Annotated in this window: 19 protein-coding genes and 1 pseudogene; 3 read left to right on the forward strand and 17 right to left on the reverse strand. The window is 66.7% G+C overall.

Features of this window, described 5'->3' with window-relative positions; genetic code table 11:
* Window positions 1–136: 136 nt before the first annotated feature.
* The 7 genes from ABGA99_RS14875 to ABGA99_RS14905 all read right to left on the reverse strand — a co-directional run bounded on the left by ABGA99_RS14875 (window position 137) and on the right by ABGA99_RS14905 (window position 5,380).
* Window positions 137–1,513: a tyrosine-type recombinase/integrase gene (locus tag ABGA99_RS14875; protein ID WP_347578340.1), complete on the reverse strand. Its 1,377-nt coding sequence runs from the start codon at window positions 1,511–1,513 to the stop codon at window positions 137–139.
* The gene (locus tag ABGA99_RS14880; RefSeq protein ID WP_347578341.1) at window positions 1,510–1,713 is read right to left on the reverse strand and encodes a helix-turn-helix domain-containing protein; all 204 of its coding nucleotides are present in this window, start codon (window positions 1,711–1,713) and stop codon (window positions 1,510–1,512) included. Before ABGA99_RS14880 ends, ABGA99_RS14875 begins: the two co-directional genes overlap by 4 nt.
* Window positions 1,703–3,073: a replication initiator gene (locus ABGA99_RS14885; RefSeq protein ID WP_347578342.1), complete on the reverse strand. Its 1,371-nt coding sequence runs from the start codon at window positions 3,071–3,073 to the stop codon at window positions 1,703–1,705. The genes ABGA99_RS14880 and ABGA99_RS14885 overlap by 11 nt, the downstream gene beginning before the upstream one ends.
* On the reverse strand, window positions 3,070–3,315 hold the full coding sequence (locus ABGA99_RS14890; protein WP_347578343.1) for a hypothetical protein: 246 nt from the start codon (window positions 3,313–3,315) through the stop codon (window positions 3,070–3,072). The genes ABGA99_RS14885 and ABGA99_RS14890 overlap by 4 nt, the downstream gene beginning before the upstream one ends.
* Window positions 3,316–3,494: 179 nt before the next feature.
* Complete coding sequence (locus ABGA99_RS14895) at window positions 3,495–3,668, reverse strand: hypothetical protein (RefSeq protein WP_347578344.1); 174 nt, start codon at window positions 3,666–3,668, stop codon at window positions 3,495–3,497.
* 30 nt (window positions 3,669–3,698) lie between these two features.
* Window positions 3,699–5,042: an FtsK/SpoIIIE domain-containing protein gene (locus ABGA99_RS14900; RefSeq protein WP_347578345.1), complete on the reverse strand. Its 1,344-nt coding sequence runs from the start codon at window positions 5,040–5,042 to the stop codon at window positions 3,699–3,701.
* Complete coding sequence (locus tag ABGA99_RS14905; protein WP_181785710.1) at window positions 5,039–5,380, reverse strand: hypothetical protein; 342 nt, start codon at window positions 5,378–5,380, stop codon at window positions 5,039–5,041. Before ABGA99_RS14905 ends, ABGA99_RS14900 begins: the two co-directional genes overlap by 4 nt.
* A 208-nt stretch (window positions 5,381–5,588) precedes the next feature.
* On the opposite strand from ABGA99_RS14905, the gene ABGA99_RS14910 reads away from it, so the two are divergent.
* Window positions 5,589–6,332: a GntR family transcriptional regulator gene (locus ABGA99_RS14910; RefSeq protein WP_347578346.1), complete on the forward strand. Its 744-nt coding sequence runs from the start codon at window positions 5,589–5,591 to the stop codon at window positions 6,330–6,332.
* A gap of 333 nt (window positions 6,333–6,665) precedes the next feature.
* On the opposite strand, the gene ABGA99_RS14915 is transcribed toward ABGA99_RS14910, so the two are convergent.
* A complete protein-coding gene (locus ABGA99_RS14915) occupies window positions 6,666–7,211 on the reverse strand; it encodes a hypothetical protein (RefSeq protein ID WP_347578347.1) in 546 nt (181 codons plus the stop codon).
* 240 nt (window positions 7,212–7,451) lie between these two features.
* A complete protein-coding gene (locus ABGA99_RS14920) occupies window positions 7,452–8,936 on the reverse strand; it encodes a hypothetical protein (RefSeq protein ID WP_347578348.1) in 1,485 nt (494 codons plus the stop codon).
* Window positions 8,937–9,432: 496 nt separating this feature from the next.
* On the opposite strand from ABGA99_RS14920, the gene ABGA99_RS14925 reads away from it, so the two are divergent.
* Window positions 9,433–9,804 (forward strand): GIY-YIG nuclease family protein, encoded by a 372-nt coding sequence (locus ABGA99_RS14925; protein ID WP_347578349.1) that lies wholly within the window; start codon window positions 9,433–9,435, stop codon window positions 9,802–9,804.
* A gap of 431 nt (window positions 9,805–10,235) precedes the next feature.
* Here ABGA99_RS14925 and ABGA99_RS14930 read toward each other — a convergent pair whose 3' ends face one another.
* Genes ABGA99_RS14930 through ABGA99_RS14940 form a run of 3 tightly spaced genes read right to left on the reverse strand, consistent with a single transcriptional unit; the run spans window position 10,236 to window position 11,255 of the window.
* Window positions 10,236–10,550 (reverse strand): hypothetical protein, encoded by a 315-nt coding sequence (locus ABGA99_RS14930; protein WP_347578350.1) that lies wholly within the window; start codon window positions 10,548–10,550, stop codon window positions 10,236–10,238.
* Window positions 10,547–10,855: a hypothetical protein gene (locus ABGA99_RS14935; RefSeq protein WP_347578351.1), complete on the reverse strand. Its 309-nt coding sequence runs from the start codon at window positions 10,853–10,855 to the stop codon at window positions 10,547–10,549. Before ABGA99_RS14935 ends, ABGA99_RS14930 begins: the two co-directional genes overlap by 4 nt.
* Window positions 10,839–11,255: a hypothetical protein gene (locus tag ABGA99_RS14940; protein ID WP_347578352.1), complete on the reverse strand. Its 417-nt coding sequence runs from the start codon at window positions 11,253–11,255 to the stop codon at window positions 10,839–10,841. The genes ABGA99_RS14935 and ABGA99_RS14940 overlap by 17 nt, the downstream gene beginning before the upstream one ends.
* A gap of 518 nt (window positions 11,256–11,773) precedes the next feature.
* On the opposite strand from ABGA99_RS14940, the gene ABGA99_RS14945 reads away from it, so the two are divergent.
* Entirely contained in the window at window positions 11,774–13,024 is a 1,251-nt protein-coding gene (locus ABGA99_RS14945) for a hypothetical protein (protein ID WP_347578353.1), read from the forward strand.
* A 3-nt stretch (window positions 13,025–13,027) separates the two neighbouring features.
* On the opposite strand, the gene ABGA99_RS14950 is transcribed toward ABGA99_RS14945, so the two are convergent.
* The 5 genes and pseudogenes from ABGA99_RS14950 to ABGA99_RS14970 form a co-directional block, all read right to left on the reverse strand.
* Window positions 13,028–13,954 carry an aminoglycoside phosphotransferase family protein gene (locus ABGA99_RS14950; RefSeq protein WP_347578354.1) on the reverse strand — a complete coding sequence of 309 codons (927 nt, stop codon included), beginning with the start codon at window positions 13,952–13,954 and terminating at the stop codon, window positions 13,028–13,030.
* Window positions 13,955–14,429: 475 nt separating this feature from the next.
* Entirely contained in the window at window positions 14,430–15,539 is a 1,110-nt protein-coding gene (locus ABGA99_RS14955; RefSeq protein WP_347578355.1) for a site-specific integrase, read from the reverse strand.
* A gap of 502 nt (window positions 15,540–16,041) precedes the next feature.
* Complete coding sequence (locus ABGA99_RS14960; RefSeq protein ID WP_347578356.1) at window positions 16,042–16,203, reverse strand: hypothetical protein; 162 nt, start codon at window positions 16,201–16,203, stop codon at window positions 16,042–16,044.
* Window positions 16,204–16,428: 225 nt separating this feature from the next.
* On the reverse strand, window positions 16,429–17,172 hold the full coding sequence (locus tag ABGA99_RS14965) for a HEAT repeat domain-containing protein (RefSeq protein ID WP_347578357.1): 744 nt from the start codon (window positions 17,170–17,172) through the stop codon (window positions 16,429–16,431).
* A 225-nt stretch (window positions 17,173–17,397) separates the two neighbouring features.
* Window positions 17,398–17,664: pseudogene (locus ABGA99_RS14970) on the reverse strand (transposase); the annotation flags it as partial.
* Window positions 17,665–17,786: the final 122 nt, after the last annotated feature.

Genomic DNA, 17,786 nt, shown 5'->3' on the forward strand with positions numbered 1-17,786 from the left:
TCAATCCAGTCCAGGATGGTCAGCGCCTTGTGGACGCCTGACTTCGTTGAGACGGGACAGTGACAAAGCCCCGGATTTCTCCGGGGCTTGTGTCTGTGACCCTTGCGGCCCGTTCCTGTTTCCAAGCCTTCCCTGCCTATTCCTCCTCTCCGAGTCCCTGCATGATCCGGGTGTTCATCTCGGCTTCCTGGCCGTCGATGCACTTGGCATAGATCTTTAGAAGCACGTCGACCGAGTGCCCCGCGCGTGCGGCCACTTCCGGCGCAGGGACGCCGGAGTTGAGCCACTGGGAGACGCCCGCGTGGCGAAGGTCGTATGGTCTGGCCGCGAGCACTGACGAGACCTGCGGCGGGAGCAATGCCAGCTCCCGGGCCTGCTTCCACACGCGCGAGTAGGACGAGGCCGCGATGACATTGCCCCGTTCGCTGGCGAACAGCCGGCCGTCCTTGGCCGTACCGAACTCCTCCAAGTGCTCGCGCAGCAGCCGCACCAATGGCGGCGGGATGGGTACGGTGCGCACCTCACCGTCTGCGCGCTGCTTCAGCCCTCGCCGGTCGTGCGCCTCACCGGAGTCGGTCCACGCCTTGCCCGCCGTCGGGCGGGTCTCGGCCAGCTCGATACGGCCCCACCCCTTGGCAGGCAGCGTGCAGTCCGAGCGTCGCAGGCCCAGTCCCTCACCCGGCCTCAGCGCGGCGTAGTACAGGCACCCGAAGAACGCCCGTAGCCGCCGGCCGCTGGCCCGCTCCCAACCACCGACGTACGTCACCGCGGTCAGCAGCTCCCGGGCCTGCCGCGGATTGACCACCACGCGGCGATCGACCTCCTGCACCGCCCGGTGCCCGCGCTTGCGACGTACACGACCGAGCGGATTAGACGGCAGCGTGCCCAGCTCGACCGCGTACTCCAGGGCGTTGAAGACCACCGCCCGGCGCCGCCGGTACGTGTGCGTTGCCGCCGGTTTGCCGTCCAGCTTCCGCCCCAGCGCGTCAATCAGCTCGTGCACCCGGGCCATTTCCTGCAACTCCGCCACCGGCAGCGACGCCTTCTCCAGCCACCGCACGGCCGCCACCATCTCCTCGGGCCGCTCCCGCTCGCGCCGAGGCAGAGGCAGGAAGAACGAGCGCAACGCCTTCCGCATCACCTTCGCCGCCGGCCGCCCCCGTACCGGCTTGACCAGTACAGGGACAACCGTCGCCAGGGAGTCGGTCATGCTGTCGCGCTGCTTCGCCGACGCCTCCGCCCAGCGGTGATCGACGTACGTCAACGACAGCTCCAGAAAGGACAGCGCCGCCTTACCCCCGCGCAGCGAGTCCGGCAGCCCCGTCACCGTGTCGAAAGGCTCGCCCTTGTCCGCGGCACGAAGCAGCTTCGCACGGAAGCGGTCGGCCAGCCCTTTCGTCTTGTACGACTCGTGGAAGGGCTCGCCGTCCACGGACCACCGGACGAGGTACGTCGGCTTCTTTGCCGACCGGTTGATACTCAGCTTCCAGACGGCGACCTTGTACGACTTCACGACGCCGCCCCCTCCCTACGCTCCTCCAGCCAGTCGTTCAGCACGTCGCGCCGAACTCGCAGCTCGCCGTTCGGGAGCCGGATGCATCGCGGCGCGGTCCGCAGTTGCCGCCAGCGGTAGAAGGTGCGCCGGGAGATGCCGCCCAGCTCATCGAGAACCTGCCGGACAGTCAGCAGTTCTGTCGCCCGCTCACGCACCATGACGACCACCGCCCTCACGGACGGATGCGGCGACGAGGGCCGCCTCCGGCGAGTAGCCGCGCCCCACGTACCGCCACTGGCCGACGACAGCCGTGGACCGCCCATCGAGCCCGAGGGCCGCCCGCTGCTCCTCCGCCCGATGCGCGACACGGGTCTGCCGGAGCGCCGTGAGCGTGGTCGAGTAGCGGCGCGACTTGGTGGAGAAGTGACCGCCGTAGCCGAGCATGTGCGCCCACCGCCGCAACCTCAGCGGCTCGAACGGCGGAAGGCCGCCCAGCCACCAGCACGTGCCGATCATGCGCAAGGTGTGGTGCCGCACCGGCAGCAGCACCAGCTCCCGCGCCCCGTGGATCCGACCGTCCACGGCGCCGGCCGACTCGACCCCCTTCGTCGCGTACTTCGCGACATACGCCGCAACGGCAGCCGCACTCAGCCGCTCCCCCGCACCGAACGCCGCGACCGGCCGGACGTCGAGCTGCGTACCGAACCGCAGCACGCGCCGCCCCACAACCTCAGCACCGGGCGAGACGAGCCGAACCCGCCCCACGGCCTCACGCACAGCACCCGCCAGGAGATCCGTCGAGGCCCAGCCCGGCGGAAGTGTCGCCGACCCGTCCGGACCGTCCAACCGGATCACGGCGTGGAAGTGGACCAGGCCGCGCCGCTGGTACTCGGCCACCTTGGCGTACGACAGCCGCACCACTTCACCGAGCCGCGTCCGCGACAGCCCGGCTCGCCGGGCGAGTTCGCGACGTAGCTCCAGCACGAAGCGATGCCACAACTCCCCGGAACGGGCCTGCCACAGCACGGCTCCCGCGTAGTCGTAGCAGCGCGGGCAGAGCGGTTCACCGAGCCGCGGATCACCGTCCACGTGCCTCTCGTGGCACCCGACCGGCGTCCCGTGCGGGCAGCGCTCCCCCGGCTTCCGGGGGCGGCAGGCACGTACCCGCCCGTCGCGCTCACGCCGCGTGTGCACCGGCCCGAAGCCGGGAGCGGTGAGGGTGGCGAACACTCGGGGGTGCTCGCCGACCGCCTCTCCCACTCCCTTGCCGCCGACGAGGCCGGCGCGGACGAGTTGGTACGTGTCCGCGCGGTAGATCTGCGCGCAGGCCGGGCAGACAGTGGCCCGCCGATTGCCACACGCGATCAGGATCCGCCCGCCGTGTTCCTCCGGCGGATACGACAGCAGGGCCTCCCCCGTGGCCATGTCGACAACGGTGGCGCTGCCGACCAGGTGCACGGGGTTGGTGCAGCCGCCCAGCCGGATGATGTTGCGGCGCCACGCCTCGAAGCCGGGCTCCGATGCCCGCTCGACCAGCGCCATGACCCCCGCGGGCAGGGGCGTCGGCCGGCCGCTCATCGCGACTCCCCGAACGCGTAGTGCATCACCGTGGCAATGGCCTCCGGCCGGGTCTTGGCGCTGAACCGGAGCGTCGGGTCCGTCAGCCAGCACGCTGCGGCGTGTGCCGGGCAGAGTCGCTGCTCGACCTCGTCCGTACCGACGAGGACGATCTCCTCACGGCCGGCACAGGTCGGTTGTTCCTCGTCGTGCAGTTCGCACCGCTGCCGAGGAGATTTGCGCGAACGATTCGCGGTGGACAAAGTGTGAGTACTCCTTTCTCTACGCATGTGGCGGATGGAGTGGGTTCCTGGCGGGGTCGGGTTTGGCGACTTCGCGCCCCGCCGGGAGCCCGTCTTGCTGTGGGTCGGAGGAGGCCGCCGGTCAGCGGCACGGATGACGTGCGCAGGCATGGCTCTCCCCTCCTTTCGACTCGGGTTGATCAGGAGGAGACGCCGCCGAGGAAGCGGCTGACTCCGTCGAGGGCCGCTTGGACGACCGGCGCGGCGGCCGTCTTGGCGACGAGGAAGCCGAACGTTCCGCAGATGAGGAATTCGGCCCAGCGCAGGTAGCGGATGCGCAGCAGGAACCAGATCAGGAGGCCGAGGAGGAGCACGGCCGATGCGGTGACAGCATGAGGGCCCCCTCACCCGTCTCTTTTGTCGGCGATGCCGCCAAGGGCATCGGCCAATTCCGGCAGTTGCGGCGTGAGGTGCGCGTACTCAGCCGCTACAGCCTCCGCTTCGGTCTCGGTGATCAAGTGAGTGCGTGCGCGCTCCCACCCGTCACCCGAGGCCAGGACCGCGGTACCGGCCTGCTCGGGCCGTATCGCCTGAGCCGCCTTGAGGGCATCCGGGTTGAGGTCCCCCAACGCCATCTCGGCCGTACCGGGATCGGCCACCCGATGGCACACGCGCCCGCCGAGCTGGGCCCGCAGCGCCGTGACGCCCGGCCCCAGGTCGGAGCCGACGCGCTGCCCGGCGACGACGAGGAACAACCCGAGCGCAGCTCCGAGTTGGGCCAACCGAATCAGGGCCGTGCCCGCGGCGTGCGCTTCGTCCTTCTCGCTACGGCTCGCGATCAGGAACAGCTCCGCGATCTCGTCAACGATCACGACGACGGGGACGGGCCGTTTGGACTCGGGCAGACCCCAGATGTTGCGGACATGGGCTGAGCGGCACACCACCATCCGGTCAAGCGTCAGGTCGACGAGGGCAGCCAGCAGCTTGACCGCCTGCCCGCGGTTGGTCGCCAGTGCGGAGAGCCGAGGTCCGTAGAGGGACAGCTCCATGCCGCCCTTGCAGTCGATCCCGACCAGCGCCACAGGTTGCGGCGCCAGCCCGGCGACGAGCGCGTTGATCAGCGTCGACTTGCCCGACCGCGTGGCCCCGACGATGAGCCAGTGCGGCACGGCCCGCAGGTCGATGGCCCACTGAACGCCGGTCTCCAGCACACCGACGACAACGCGGAGCAGTCGGCCGGGGCCTCGCTGCTGAGGTATCTGCGGTGCGCGCAGCGGATCGGCCGCCGAGGCGACGACGCGAACCACACCGGGCCTGTACGGAGTCGCGCGGACAGCGTGGACCTGCCACGCCTCAGCGATGGCGGGCGACGCTTTGGTGAAGTCCTCCGGTACCTGGCCGGGCAGCAGCCGCACCAGCAGCCAGAACCCGCCGGCTGTCGGCCGTACCGCGCCACGACGAGGCACGCGCGGCAAGGGCGGCGGCGCCCCGTTGCCGACGAGCCCGGAGACGACCGTCAGGGCCGCCTTGCGGCTGATGGCCAGTCCGCAGCCGGCCATCAACGGCCGCCAGGTGCGGACGACTCGTAACCATGCTGCTGGGAAGCCGAGGCACAGCCACCAGGCCACGGGGAAGCGGCGGCGCAGCGCCGGGCCTGCGACAAGCAGACCCGACACCAACGCAGCGGCCCCCACCAGGACCCAGAGCGGCCACGGTCCCCCGCCGGAACCGGTGGAGGCGAATCTCATGCCGGCCCCGCCCCCTTCCCGGATGCGGCAAGGGGCTTGATCTCGGTCGCGCGGAAGGCGATCCCGTGCCGCCCCTCGTTCTCCCACGGAGTGGCGATCAGGTCCCGGACCTGCACCGGGATGCCCAACTGCACGCCGTTGGGCTCACCGACCACGGTGACGTTCACGACGTCCGCCGAGGTCCCGGCCATCAGACATAGGCCGACCTGGAACAGGGTCTTGCCGGTCTCGCGGTCCACGCGAAGCTGCCCGGTCTCCCGGTTCGCGATGCGCGGCGCAGGGGGGACGGCGCAGATGATCCCCGTGTACTTCGCGGTGTCGATCGGTAGTGCTGGCACTGCTGTCAACTCCTCTCAGAGCGTTAGCTCGTGGACGATCCCCGGCCCTGCTAGACCACCCGTAGTACGGGTGCACCTCAAGAGTGCAGCCCGTAGTACGGATTGTCAACCCGCTCAGAAATGAGAGAAGCTGAGCACGTCGGATTCCGTGGACAAGCTGTCCACAGGTTCAAACACCGCTCCCCGACCTCGGCCGATGGAGAACCGCATGCCAACCGAGAAAGCCCAGGCCAAGTACCGTCAGATCGCAGAACACCTGCGCCGCGGGATCTTGGAAGGCGAGTACCCGGCCGGCCAACCGCTGCCCTCGGAAGAGGTGCTGGCGAAGCAGTTCGGCGTCACCCGCCCCACGGTTCGGCAAGGCATCGCGGAGCTGCGCGCGGCCGGGATGGTGGAGGTGATGATGGGCCGCGGGATGTTCGTCCGCTCCCCGCACAGCCGCCCCAGCCTCACGCGCCCCCGCGGCGTGCGCCGCGACACGGACGGCCGCTACGTCGAGGCCGATGGCCTCCGTTGGACCGACGCTGAGGACGCCGCGATCACCCGCACAGACGCGCCCGTCGCACTGGCAGACCTGCTCCGCATCCCCCCAGGCGAGCCGATGCTCACCTACGACGCACTACAGACCGCCGACCACGGCCGCCTCCGCCAACTCCACCGCACCTACGTGCCGTTCTCAGTCCTCGTCGGCACGAAGTACGAGAAGGAGCCTCCGCCCCCGGCACCAGCCCTCTACACGGCACTCGCCGAGCTGGGCCACGAACTCCACTTCACAGAGCACGTCCGCACCCGCATGCCGCTACCCGATCAGGCCCAGGCGCTCCGCCTCCCGGACGGCGTCCCGATGCTCCACATCCTCCGCACATCGCTCAACGCCCAAGACAAGCCCCTCGCCCTAGAGGAGTTCCACCTCCCCGGCGACGACGTGGAACTCAGCTACCCTCTCCGCTGACTCCAGGGCTCAGACTTTCTCTACGTCATCAAGGCGCCGCGCACAGCGCGCCGCGCCACTCGGGCCCATGTCAGACGTTCCGCCCGCGAAGGCCGGCGCCGGCGGCGTGCTGCGCAGTGGCGCGACCAGACGTCAAAGGTCTGTTGCCGGGACCGGTCGGCTCCGCGATTTCAGGCAGCCACCTCGGCGCGAGCCTCGAAGATCATGGGGTCACATCGGGCTATTGCGGGCAGAGGTAAAGCCTGCCCCAATCGCTGGCAACTTACGGCCACAGCTCTCTCACACCAAGGAGGCTCCAGCCCAAATCGCTCCACCGACCTCAGTAGCCGGGACTCAATCCTCGTCCACCGGGGCGATCACATTGTTGTACCACACTGCCTCCACATGATCAGCCTGCGAAAAACTGCGGTCTGGCTCAGGAACGGGCTCATCACGCACAAACGCCCCAAGGCATTCGAGTGCATGTTCACAAAGCTGCTGCGGCAATAGGGGATGACCATCCCAAGTAATGTCTTCTATTTCAGAGTAGTGGCGGAGAAATTCAGTCACCGAGTGCAGTCGAGATCGAAGCTCTCTGTGTCTCATGCGCAGTAGCACCGGCTCGAGAGCGGCAAGTCGATCGTGTAATGCTTCTTCCCAGGCTTCATTCCGCTCGACCTCGCGGCCGGATCCGAGTCCGACCCAAAAGTGCTGCTTAAGTCGTACAAATTCGCTCGTTGCAACCTCTGCAGCGGAGTCGATGCGCTCGTCAATCACCTGCTGACGAGCGGCTTTCGCCTGAAGCCTATTCGCCATGATCGTGGTTGCAATCGACACGGCACCCCCAACGATAGTGCCGATCAGCCCGAACGTTGCTCCAATCCATATCGACGCATCCACGCGGAGCCTTCAACCTCCCCTGCGCCGCTATGCCCTTTGCGTGCCCCATCTGTCGGGAAACCACGGGACCAGCGTCGCATCGCAGTAGATCGAGGAGCTAGTCAGCAGTGTCCAACTTGGTTAGCTCACAGGTGGAGAGTGTGGGATTCCATTCCCACGATGGCGGGTTGCGCCACGACGGTCTTCAAGACCTCACTGCGCTTGACTCCATCATTGCGCCTCCGCCAATCTTCGCGAATATCAATCAACATAACCCAACTCACGGGCGTAGTTTTGAAGTTTCTGCAAAATATACACCGCAATAGCCGCTCGATTTTTGTTCGTCAGATAATCACCAGATCGCCACGTGTACTCAATGCAGATCGCTTCTCCGTTCACGACAAAAGACGTGTCGGGGATGAGGGGAGCAAATTCCATCCGCTCTTCAGCCTTGAATTCGCCTGCCTCCATCCCGTTGACCTCCGTGAATCCCTTTACGGCCTCCAGCACAGCCTTATTTAGCTCTTTGTCGGCCCCGTGCGTGAAGCCCCGCTCTGAAAGCAAATCAAATGCCGGGGTAGAGACGTGCGAGGGAGTGCCCCTCGTCTCGTAGGTCGATGTGGCAGTTCCCAGCAGATACTTGCCGAAGTCGCTCCGCCCCAGATTGCGGGATACCGACGCGGCACCCTTGTCCGCAATCTCAAGCTTCTGCAGATTATCCTTTACGTCTTCCGGGCCAAAGCGACGCAGAACGGGGACACTGACGGCTGGCGGCAAGCCGAATACTCGCGCATCCAGCTGGACGATCATCTGCGTTAGTAGTCCACGACGTTGCGCCCACCACTTTCCTACCACGCTTCCCGGAGTCGCGGCCAGCAGTGCGTTACCGTCGACGAACCCGAACCTGCTGCTGTTGGTCAGGTGCATCAAGACGCCAGGATCTGTACTCGCCGAAACAACCACCACTGCAAGTCGGATAGGGAGGCGCGTCCGTTGCAGAATATCGAGTCGATTCCTGGTGAAATCGTCCGAGATGGCACGCAGAAAGTCACCTAGCGTGCTATACGCGTTCGGATCATAGTCTCGGGGGTCAACTCCGAGCAACTCTAGTGAATCAACGTTGTTGGACAGCTGGAGGGTATTCGTCGCAATCGCCACCCAGGCATCCCGATGTGGCCCTTCGACATGCAGCGGGAGATCCATGGGGGGACGCCCAGCGATGTTCTGGTAATCAGCGGACATGGACTTTGCCAAGTCCTCAGAAGTTTCAGGCCAGCAGATAACGACTCGCCGGCCTACCGGATCCCTCAGGAAACGCTTGATCGCAGCAAGTTCCACCGTATCTGCCGGGGCGCTCTCACGGTGGTCGATAAGAAGTGGGATACTTCTGTCATCATTTTGCGCAATTGAACGGGCACCTTCCGTCACAGCAGCTATGAGCTCATCGAAGGTGACGGCTCCGTTGTGCTGGATGGTGGCCGAGAACTGAGAAGGAAGAAAGGTACGAAGATTACTGGCCAGCGTAGTCTTCCCTGTCCCCGAAGGGGCGTAAATCGGAACAAATAACCCCTCGCCTCGCGCACGAACACTTTGAGCGGCCAATTCAAGCGCATACAGAACTTGGCTAGGTGGCGCCACGACCAATCGGGCCACTTCGGAACCCACGTGCTCGATCAAGAACTCGTAGCGAGCCGGGAATACAAGCTCCTTCAGAATATGAGCACGAGGAGAAGTTGTCATGAACACACCCTTATTCTTCCCAGGTGACCGTCGCTGCCCAGGAGAGGGTACAGCCGCAGAATCCAACTACGCACCCATTCACCTGGATTCAGACGAGACCGTGCCAGGCTCGCATGGGACACGGGAGGTGATCTCGATCATCATTCGTGGAGTAGGGGCTGACGACCTGAGAGCCGTCACACCCATCGGCGCAGGTCAACATCGACTTCCGGTGCGAGTCACGCAGGGTTCGCAAGCACAGGGCCGAGGTCAGCCGCAAGTCCGAAGATCCTCTGTCGGCCTCAGCCAGTAGCCTGCGACTACTAGCCGTGGCGCACTTGGAGGGTTCGTGGAAGCTGCTCCTCTCACCAGTCCCGACCGACTCTGGTCGGCATCGGAAGTCTTGATGCGTCCGTGCCCTGTTCCAGCAGTGGCGGGAGTCTATGGGTGGCACTTCAAGCAGCCACCCCACCAGGACCTGAACGCGGGACGCATGCTCTACGTCGGGATAGCTCCGCGATACATGGCGAACCGGACCAGCAAGCAAAACCTACGGAAGCGCGTGCGGTACCACTACCGGGGAAACGCGGCCGGCTCGACGCTGCGACTCACTCTCGGATGCCTTCTAGGACTTGAATTGCGCCGTGTCGGTAGCGGCAAACGCATGACATTCGGCACGGCTGGGGAAGCCGTCCTCAGTCAATGGATGGCAGAGAACGCGCGGGTGTGCTGGATCAGGCACGGCGAACCGTGGGCCCTGGAGTCCATGCTCATCTCTCAGCTCGACTTGCCTCTGAACCTCGACCAGAACCGCAGCAACACGTTCCATGACCACCTCAAAGACCTCAGGGCCAAAGCCCGTCAGCGGGCTCGGGAGTTGCCCATCAGCGCGTAGCCGACGAACTTACAAGCAGGCGTCGATCGCACGCCTCGAGCCCGATACGTCCCCGATCGGGCCAGGAATCACGGTGAATGACAAGTCCAGCAAGGCTGAACCACGATGGTACGGATCTAGTTCCGGTGCGGTACGCCACCGAGCGGTTCCTGCCGGTCCGGCCGGGCTGCGGCGCTGGGGCGCCGGTCCCGGCCAGACGGCAGAGCCGCGGATGCTTGAGGGCGGCCCCGGAACTGCAGCGGGGAGCAGTGCTCCGGCGGGCGTTCCTGCCCTCGATCTGGCCGAGGCGGCGAGTACCTTCTGTGGGTCTGCGAATGCTCTCGCGCTGCGGAATGGCGGAGGCCCCGTATGCCGACAGCTGGCGGAGAGGACCAGCGGATTGCATCGGGGCCGGATCCGACCCGGGGATGGTCGGAGTTCCGGGACGCGTGCTATGCCGCGGGGGCGGTTGGGGGTGCTTCGGGGGCAGTTGCTTGGTTGGCCATCTCGGCGGAGAGGCCCGCGGTGAGTAGGTGGGTCAGGAGTTCCGCTGCTGCTGGGCGGATCGGGCCGAGGCGTACTACGCCCTCGCCGTGGATGTTCACGTCTGCCTTGAGGGACGGGAAGTCTGTCTCCAGGCCCAGGGCTGTCAGCATCTCCGCCAGGGCGTCGACGCTCTTCTTGGACTCTGCCCAGCCGCGGATGTACGGGACACCAGGCGTCAGGTTCTCGGCGCGTTTGGCGCACACGCCTCGGGGGTCCGTCATGGGTGCCTCCTCGCTCCAGTGTCCGGGGGCGTCGCCCCACGCGAGTCCTGATCACACGTCAGGGCCAGGCGCAGCAGCTCCGCCAGGCGTTCCACCGTTTCCGGGGAGATGCGGCCGAGTTCGATGAGGCCGTGGCCGAAGGCGTTGAGGTCTGCGCGGAGGTAGGGGAAGTCCCGCTCCATGCCGGCCGCGATCAGGACGTCTCGGAGGGCTGAGACCGCGTTGCGTGCCGCGCACCACTCCTGGCTTTCGATCGGGGACCAGCGGGCCGCTTCGTCGTCGGGGCTCTCATGCTCGCTGGGCATCAGTGGACACCTCCACGGCTGCGTGGATGTCCTGGTACTCCTGCCGGTAGCGATCGGCGCGAGAGACCAGGGCGGCAGTTGCTACGAACATCGCGGCCAGCGCGGCCGTGCGCGCGATCGTGGCCTCCGGGCGGCGCATCGGTGCGCGTAGCCAGGCGTAGCGATCGCCGGACAGCGGCATCGGGCCCGGGACGACCACCGTGGAGCCCTTGCTCAGGTAGCGGTACTTCGGAGTCTCGGTCGTCTCGTGCTTGACCATGCGCTCGAAGCACTCGCGGGAGCGCGATGGCAGGAAGAAGCCCGTCTGCCGGGACGCCCAGTCGACCATCACAGGGCCGAGCGGCATCGCGCACCGATCGAGCTGTTCGTAGGTCTCCATGCCGACGCGCTCTTCGATCACGACTACATCGAAGTAGCGACCGGCGGGCAGGGCGTACGGTGGCGCGGGTCGGCGGTCCACACCAAGCGGCAGTCCACCGGATCTTCGGCGGTCGCTGACAGCCAGGACATTCCGCGCTTCGTCATCATCTCCACGTCGACCCACTTCGGTTGGGCATCCTGCGGCGTGATCGCCGCCGTGTGACCACCCTGCTCCGGCTGGCCCTGAACTGGGCAGATGACGAGAGGTGACGTGGGATGACGACACCTCCGGGAGCACGTCACCCCGGTGTCGTCCTCGATTCCGGCGGGGATCTCCCTTACGGGAAGACACAGCCGTCTCACGTTCCGTACATTCGGAACGGGAACGCCTACAGCTTCGGCCCGAGCCGGGAGACGATCGAGACGAGCACCGACCAGCCCTTCGGCCATCTGCTCCGTGCTGCGCGACAGCGGCGCGGTTGGGGCCAGGTGCGGCTGGTACGCGAGATGCGACGGCAGGCCGCCGGCCGAGGGGACACGCTTCCGCAGGACGCCAGCGTGAAGCGTCGCATTGCGAGCTGGGAGAACGGCCACAGCATCCCGGACGAGTTCTACGGCCCGCTGATCTGCGAAGCGCTCGGCGTGAGTGCTGCGGAACTCGGGCTGAACCACTTGGCCGGCCAGGACGCCCGGTTACTGGACGCGCACTACCCACCGACCCCGGAGGACGCCTTCCGCGCAGTCGGCATGCTGTGGCGCGCGGACCTCAACGGTTACGAACCGCTGATCCTCTCGGAGGCTCAGCAACCCACATGGAACGAAGCCTCGCTGCGCTGGCTGGTGGCTCCGGAGCCGTCTTTCCCGAGCCGCCCCGGGTCGGACAGCGTGCAAGTGGGCCTCGCTGACGTCGCCATGGTCAAGTCGACGGCCGACGTCTTCGCTCAGTTAGACGATCGCTTCGGCGGGGAGCACGCACGCCAGGCCGTCGTGCAGTACCTCAGCCGGGACGTGGCACCGCTGCTCACCGGCACATACACGGAGGGGGTCGGCCGTGCGCTGTTCTCCACCGTGGCGGAGGCGACGCTCCTCGCCGGATGGATGTCGTACGACACCTGCCACCACGGGCTTGCGCAGCGGTACTTCTTGCAGGCCCTACGCCTGGCCCAGGACGGGGACGATCGTCGTCTCGCCGGAAGCATCCTGTCCGCCATGAGCCACCAGGCGACCTTTCTCGGCAACTTCATAGAGGCCGCGACGCTCGCCCGTGCGGCACGCATGGGAATCTCCCGTGTGGCGACACCGACGCTCATGGCTCAGTTCCACGCGATGGAGGCACGCGCCCTTGCCCGTACGGGAGATACGCGCGCTTGCGAACTCGCCCTCGCGGAAGCCACCAAGGCACTGGAGAGCAGGAACAGCGGCGAAGAGCCCGAGTGGATCACCTACTTTGACGAAGCCGAACTCGCCGCCGAGGCCGCCCACTGCTTCCGGGACGTGAACCGGGCCCGGCAAGCTGTCGGCCACGCGCAGAACGCCATGAGCGGCAGCCACGTCCGCAGCGACTTCTTCGCGACGATGGTGCTCGCGGACGCGCACGCACGGGCCGGGGAAGTGGAGGAAGCCTGCCAGGTGGCCTTGGGTGCGCTGGACCTTGGCGAGCAACTGAAGTCGTCGCGGTGCGTCAGCTACCTGGCGGAGTTCCGGCGAAGCCTCGCTGCGGCCGGTGACAGTGCGGCAGCCCGGAACTTTCACGAGCAGGCCGCGGAGCACCGGCTGTGGGCAGCCACGGCCGGTCAGGTCGCCCAGTAACGGTCAGAAGGGCTGCCAGCCACGGCGGCTGCCGCCGGTCCGGATGTCGCGTACGCGCCGCGGGAACTCCTCCGCGGCCCGCTCGTTCGTCGTGACCTGCTGGCCGAGCCACAGCGTCATCATCAGCTCCCGGACGTCGGCGAGCACCTGGTAGCCGGGCCAGTTCATGAGGTCGAAGCCGAAGCGGTGAACGAACTCCTCGTACTCCGCGCGCGTGTGCCAGCCGAACCGCTCGTAGTAGAGCGCCGTGAGCACGAGGTCCCACTCGCGAGGCGCGAGCGAGAAGCCGTCGAGGTCGATGAGCACGGCGTGCCCGTCACGGTGGCGGAGGATGTTCCCCACGTTGGCGTCCCCGTGGATCATCCCGAAGGGGAGCACGAAGTCCAGGCGGTCGTACTCCTTGTTCAGCTCGCCGGCCCGCGTCTCCAGGTAGGCCCGGTCTTCGTCCGCGATGCCGTTCAAGCGCCGCACCGAGGCCCATACCTTGGCGAAGGGGTCGTAATACGGGAGCCTCAGGTCCTCCGGCTCTTCCAGCCAGTGCAGCGTCTTCAGCAGGTCGGCCAGCTCGCCGAGCGTCGCGTACTCCGTACGGTCCTGGTCGCTCTCCCAGAACGTGACGACGCGGCCGTCAACGGTCTGCGGCTGGCTCACGCCGGGCAGGACACGAGTCGCCGGGAAGTCCTGCTCCCGCAGCCAGCGGGCGACGCGGACCACGCGCTCCATGGCGTCCAGGCTGTCGGGATCACGGGCGATACGAATGATCACTGGGGCGGCCGACAGCCGGTAGACGGCGTTCGAGCCCAGTCGCAGCAGCTTCGCGTCCGCGGGATCGAGCCCGGCCGCAGCGCAAGCCTCCCGTAGCGCGGCACCCGCGCTCTCCGCGGTGAACTCCTCGGCTGCGTGCGACTCTTCGCCGTTGCCCGAGATCATGCCTCCGACGATACGGGGCACCCCGGGCCCCGGACAGGCGGCTCACGTAATAGGGGCGTAATGATCTCCCAAAGGTCACCGCCCGGACGGGCCTCCCTCGCTGGTCAGAGGCCCATAGCCCTTCCCCACTCCCCCGGCCTCCGGAGCCGTGTGCGCAGGTTCGAATCCTGCCGGGGGCACAGATGATCAGGGCCTTGACCTGCAGGTATGCAGGGCAGGGCCCTCTGTGTTCATGCCAGAAGGCAAACGGTCCTTTGACCGTTGCACTTCCGCGGTCTCGTGGCGGGTGACAGCCCGTTATCGCTGCCTGATGCCAGGTCAGAAGCCTGCGGACGATGCCGTCACGAACCGCTAATCTCTGCGGAGTGACGGTGGAGACTCGCTCCATCCGTCCCCTGCCTGACTAGGCATGATGCCGTTCCGGTTGATGAAATGCGAACGGATTCGGTGGTCGTTTCCCTGATGGATGGCGTGACTATTCCTCGTTGTGGGTGGGCGGGTCGTACGCGGTCAGCAGGTGCTCGATCCGGTTGTTGGTGATGGACGGCCGGTCGTAGAGGCACTTGGCGTAGCGGGTGAGGAGGACTTCGGCGCTGTTGCCTGCGCGCTGGGCGACTTCGGCGGGGTCGGCGCCCGAGCACAGCCAGGTGGACAGGGCTGAGTGGCGCAGGTCGTAGGGACGTGCAGCAAGTGGGGTGGGGATCCAGCGGGGTGGCAGGGCGAGGGTGCGGGCTTCCGCCCAGACGCGGTAGTAGGTGGTGGAGCCGACGATGCCGCCGCGTTCGTTGAAGAACAGGCGGCCGTCCTCGGCGACTCCGAAGGTGTCGACGCTCTCGCGCCAGATCGCGACCAGGTGGGGTGGAAGGGGCACCACTCGTGTGTCGCCGGGTGGGCGGTTCTTCAGTCCGCGGTCGTCGTGCCGGCGCCCGCTGTCGGTCCATTTCTTGCCCACCTGCGGAAGCGTGCGGTTGACGATCATGCGTCCCCAGCCGGTGGTGGGCAGGGTGCAGTCGGTCGCAGCAACGGCTGCCGCCCCCTCCGGGCGCAGTCCGGCGTAGTACATGCCGGCGAAGAAGCCGACCAGCCGCCGACCCTTGGCACGGTCGTAGTTGCCGACGTAAGAGACCGCGCTGAGCAGATTGCGAGCCTGCAGCCTAGGGGTGCTCCAGCGGATCTGCTTGAGCGGGTGACTGGACAGCTCGCCGCGCTCGACGGCGTAGTGCAGGACGCTGGAGAGGACCTTGCGCTTACGCCGCACGGTCTCCACCGCGGCGGCGGAACCGTCACGTTTGCGGTGGAGCGCGTCCAGCACGGCGCGGGCCACGGCCGGGTCGTGGAGATCGGCCAGCGGACGCGACGCACGCGCCACCCAGTCCAGCACCCGCCGGGTTGACGCCGGGACTTCTTCCGCCTGAGGTCCTCGCTCAGTGAACGCCCAGCTCTGCAGGGAGCGGTGCAACAGAGTCTCGTTCGGCCGCCGCGGCACCGGATAGAGCATCGCCCGTGTGATCGCGGCCAGCGCCTCACTCCTCTCCCGCCGAGTATGAGCGGAACGGCCGATCCAGTGCGCCTGCGCATAGTCCACGGCAAAGGCGTACCAACTGACCTCCGAGGGCATCCGAGCCCCGAAAGCCGCCTCAGGCCCCGACGCCAACCCAGCCCGCAACGCCCGCACCAACTCAGACCCGAACTGCTCCGCCAACTGCCCAGCCAGCCCAGCACCCTCGCCGTGCGTACTACGCCGCCCCGACGCGCGACACCGACCCGACGCACCGCCGGGCTTCCCAGGATCTGGATGCTGATGCCTGAAACGGTCCATGCGCGCTCCTCGTGTTGCACCTGCTTCGAGCGTGCTTCTGTCCATTGGTTCGGTGCGCAAGGGCGCACGGTGCCAGGACGTGGAAGCCCGGGTAGGCGCACCGAGTGGTCACGCGCGCGGGGTATGCCGAGATTTCCGAGGCACATGTTGCTGACGCCGGCGTGGCTTTCGCAGGCCCAGACCCTGCGCCCCTTGGGGGACCGCCACAGTCGGCACCGGAGCACAGGAGGGCGACCAGCCGCGTCGTCGAGAGACTTCGCCTGATCCCCTACGCGGCATCGAGCGCTGCTCCGCCCACCGCAGCGTCGTCGTCGAGCAGGAACGCGACCTCTGAGGTGGTCATCTTGTCAGCCGCGTCGTAGCGGAGAGTGCTGCCGGCCTCCAGGTTCCCGGCGGTGTACCCAGCGCGTGCCGGGCACGTCCTCTTCACCACCTGGAACGCACTGCGCGACTACGCCGGACTCGCCCCTGCCGACGCCGACCTCCAGCCCTTCGTCAACCTCGTCGACGACCGCCACGATAGCCACGAGCCTGAACCCCCGCCCGCAGCAGGTCTCATCTGCTGGCGTTGCCGTCGGCGTTGCTGTCAATCACTCCGCCCCACCAGAAATAAGTTTCTGGTGGGCAACGTGCTTCACGAAGCACATTCCCGGAATTAAGCATGTATACGCTTTAGGGCCTTCTTGGCCTGACTCCGAACATTCTCGTCAGGATCCTCCACAAGCGAGGCGATGCGCTCACGCGCTTCCTTGAACTTCATCTTTCCGAGCGCTTCGATTGCAGAAGGTGCAACACTGGAGTCATCTATCAGGTCCAGTAGAATTCCGGGCACTCTGCCGTCCTTCGTCTTGGGAAGCGAGAGAACAATCTGACTCCTGGCGTCCCCGTATTCCCGGGCCGTAGCAAGCGAGATCAGATCGTTGGCGACACTTGGCCCTGCGAATACGAAGAGCCCATTGCCGATCACCCAGCGGATATGCTCCTCGCCAGGCTCCGAATCCTTCGGCCGCATGGGGTCTTCCACTCTCGGAGGAACCCGAAAGAGCTGCAGGAAGATCGGAAGCACCTGCTTCTTCGCGAAGGGAACTGAGAGCGCTCTGACGATGTCCTCAACGAGCGGAAGGTACGAGATCCGCGAGAGCCAGTCGACCAGCACAGGCACCGCGGCCTGGTACTTCACGGCCCCGCGACGCAACTCGCCCACGCTGCCGACCGGAAACCCGCATTCGGCCAGGTCCGCCAGCACACCTGCGGCACTCTCTGCATAGAGTTGACGACGCTTGACCACGTAGGGGTCGCGAGCCTTTGCCGCAAGCGCCTCCGGGCTGTTGATCACCGCCTGCTTCTCGGCCTGGGTGAGCCGCCGGCCAGCAGTGGGGGGTTCGTTCATTTCCGTCATGGCAGGTTCCTGATGAGATCGATTTCTCCCGAAGCTGCCCTGGCCTGCAGCGGCCCGGACCGCTCGCGGTTCAGGTCAGGTCGACGTCCAGGTGGGCGATGTCGGTGACGGTCACCACCTCCAAGCCCGCCGCGCAGCGGCCGCCGTCCTGCAAGTAGGCGTGTCCGAGCCCGGCACCGAGCAGCCCTCGCAGCTCCGCCTACTGTCCTTGAATGCGTGATGTCGTCATGGTGGTGCGGGTCGGAGTCCTGTACCGGTGAGGCAGCCGTCGAGGACCTCGGGGCAGTATTGGAGCCGGCGTAGTCCTTGGCGGACGGTGGTGATGATCAGGTCGTCGGGGTCGGCGAAGGCGCGGTTGGCCAAGGTGGTGCGCCGCAGTACGGACCACAGGCCCTCGACGGGGTTGAGGTCGGGTGCGTAGGGCGGCAGCTGGAAGACGGTCAGCCAGTCGCGGGCGGCGATGTAGCGGCGCATTCCGGCAGCCAGGTGGGTGGTGAAGTCGATCCGGGGCGCGGTTCTGGCCTCATCGACCAGTCCGTTTCCCCAGACCGCTTCCCGCACCCGGCGTGCCCGTTTCCGAGCACCGGGCGCTCCGCAAATCCTGTTCAAGACCC

Origin of the sequence: Streptomyces sp. B5E4 (genome assembly GCF_039871555.1) — a bacterium.
In the GTDB taxonomy this organism is placed as follows: domain Bacteria; phylum Actinomycetota; class Actinomycetes; order Streptomycetales; family Streptomycetaceae; genus Streptomyces.

Bases quoted from the DNA above. Each gene is read 5' to 3' on its own strand.
- ABGA99_RS14880 (WP_347578341.1), bottom strand. From the start codon at position 1,713: ATGGTGCGTGAGCGGGCGACAGAACTGCTGACTGTCCGGCAGGTTCTC.
- ABGA99_RS14885 (WP_347578342.1), bottom strand. From the start codon at position 3,073: ATGAGCGGCCGGCCGACGCCCCTGCCCGCGGGGGTCATGGCGCTGGTC.
- ABGA99_RS14900 (WP_347578345.1), bottom strand. From the start codon at position 5,042: ATGAGATTCGCCTCCACCGGTTCCGGCGGGGGACCGTGGCCGCTCTGG.
- ABGA99_RS14910 (WP_347578346.1), top strand. From the start codon at position 5,589: ATGCCAACCGAGAAAGCCCAGGCCAAGTACCGTCAGATCGCAGAACAC.
- ABGA99_RS14925 (WP_347578349.1), top strand. From the start codon at position 9,433: ATGGCGAACCGGACCAGCAAGCAAAACCTACGGAAGCGCGTGCGGTAC.
- ABGA99_RS14930 (WP_347578350.1), bottom strand. From the start codon at position 10,550: ATGACGGACCCCCGAGGCGTGTGCGCCAAACGCGCCGAGAACCTGACG.
- ABGA99_RS14935 (WP_347578351.1), bottom strand. From the start codon at position 10,855: ATGCCCAGCGAGCATGAGAGCCCCGACGACGAAGCGGCCCGCTGGTCC.
- ABGA99_RS14950 (WP_347578354.1), bottom strand. From the start codon at position 13,954: ATGATCTCGGGCAACGGCGAAGAGTCGCACGCAGCCGAGGAGTTCACC.
- ABGA99_RS14965 (WP_347578357.1), bottom strand. From the start codon at position 17,172: ATGACGGAAATGAACGAACCCCCCACTGCTGGCCGGCGGCTCACCCAG.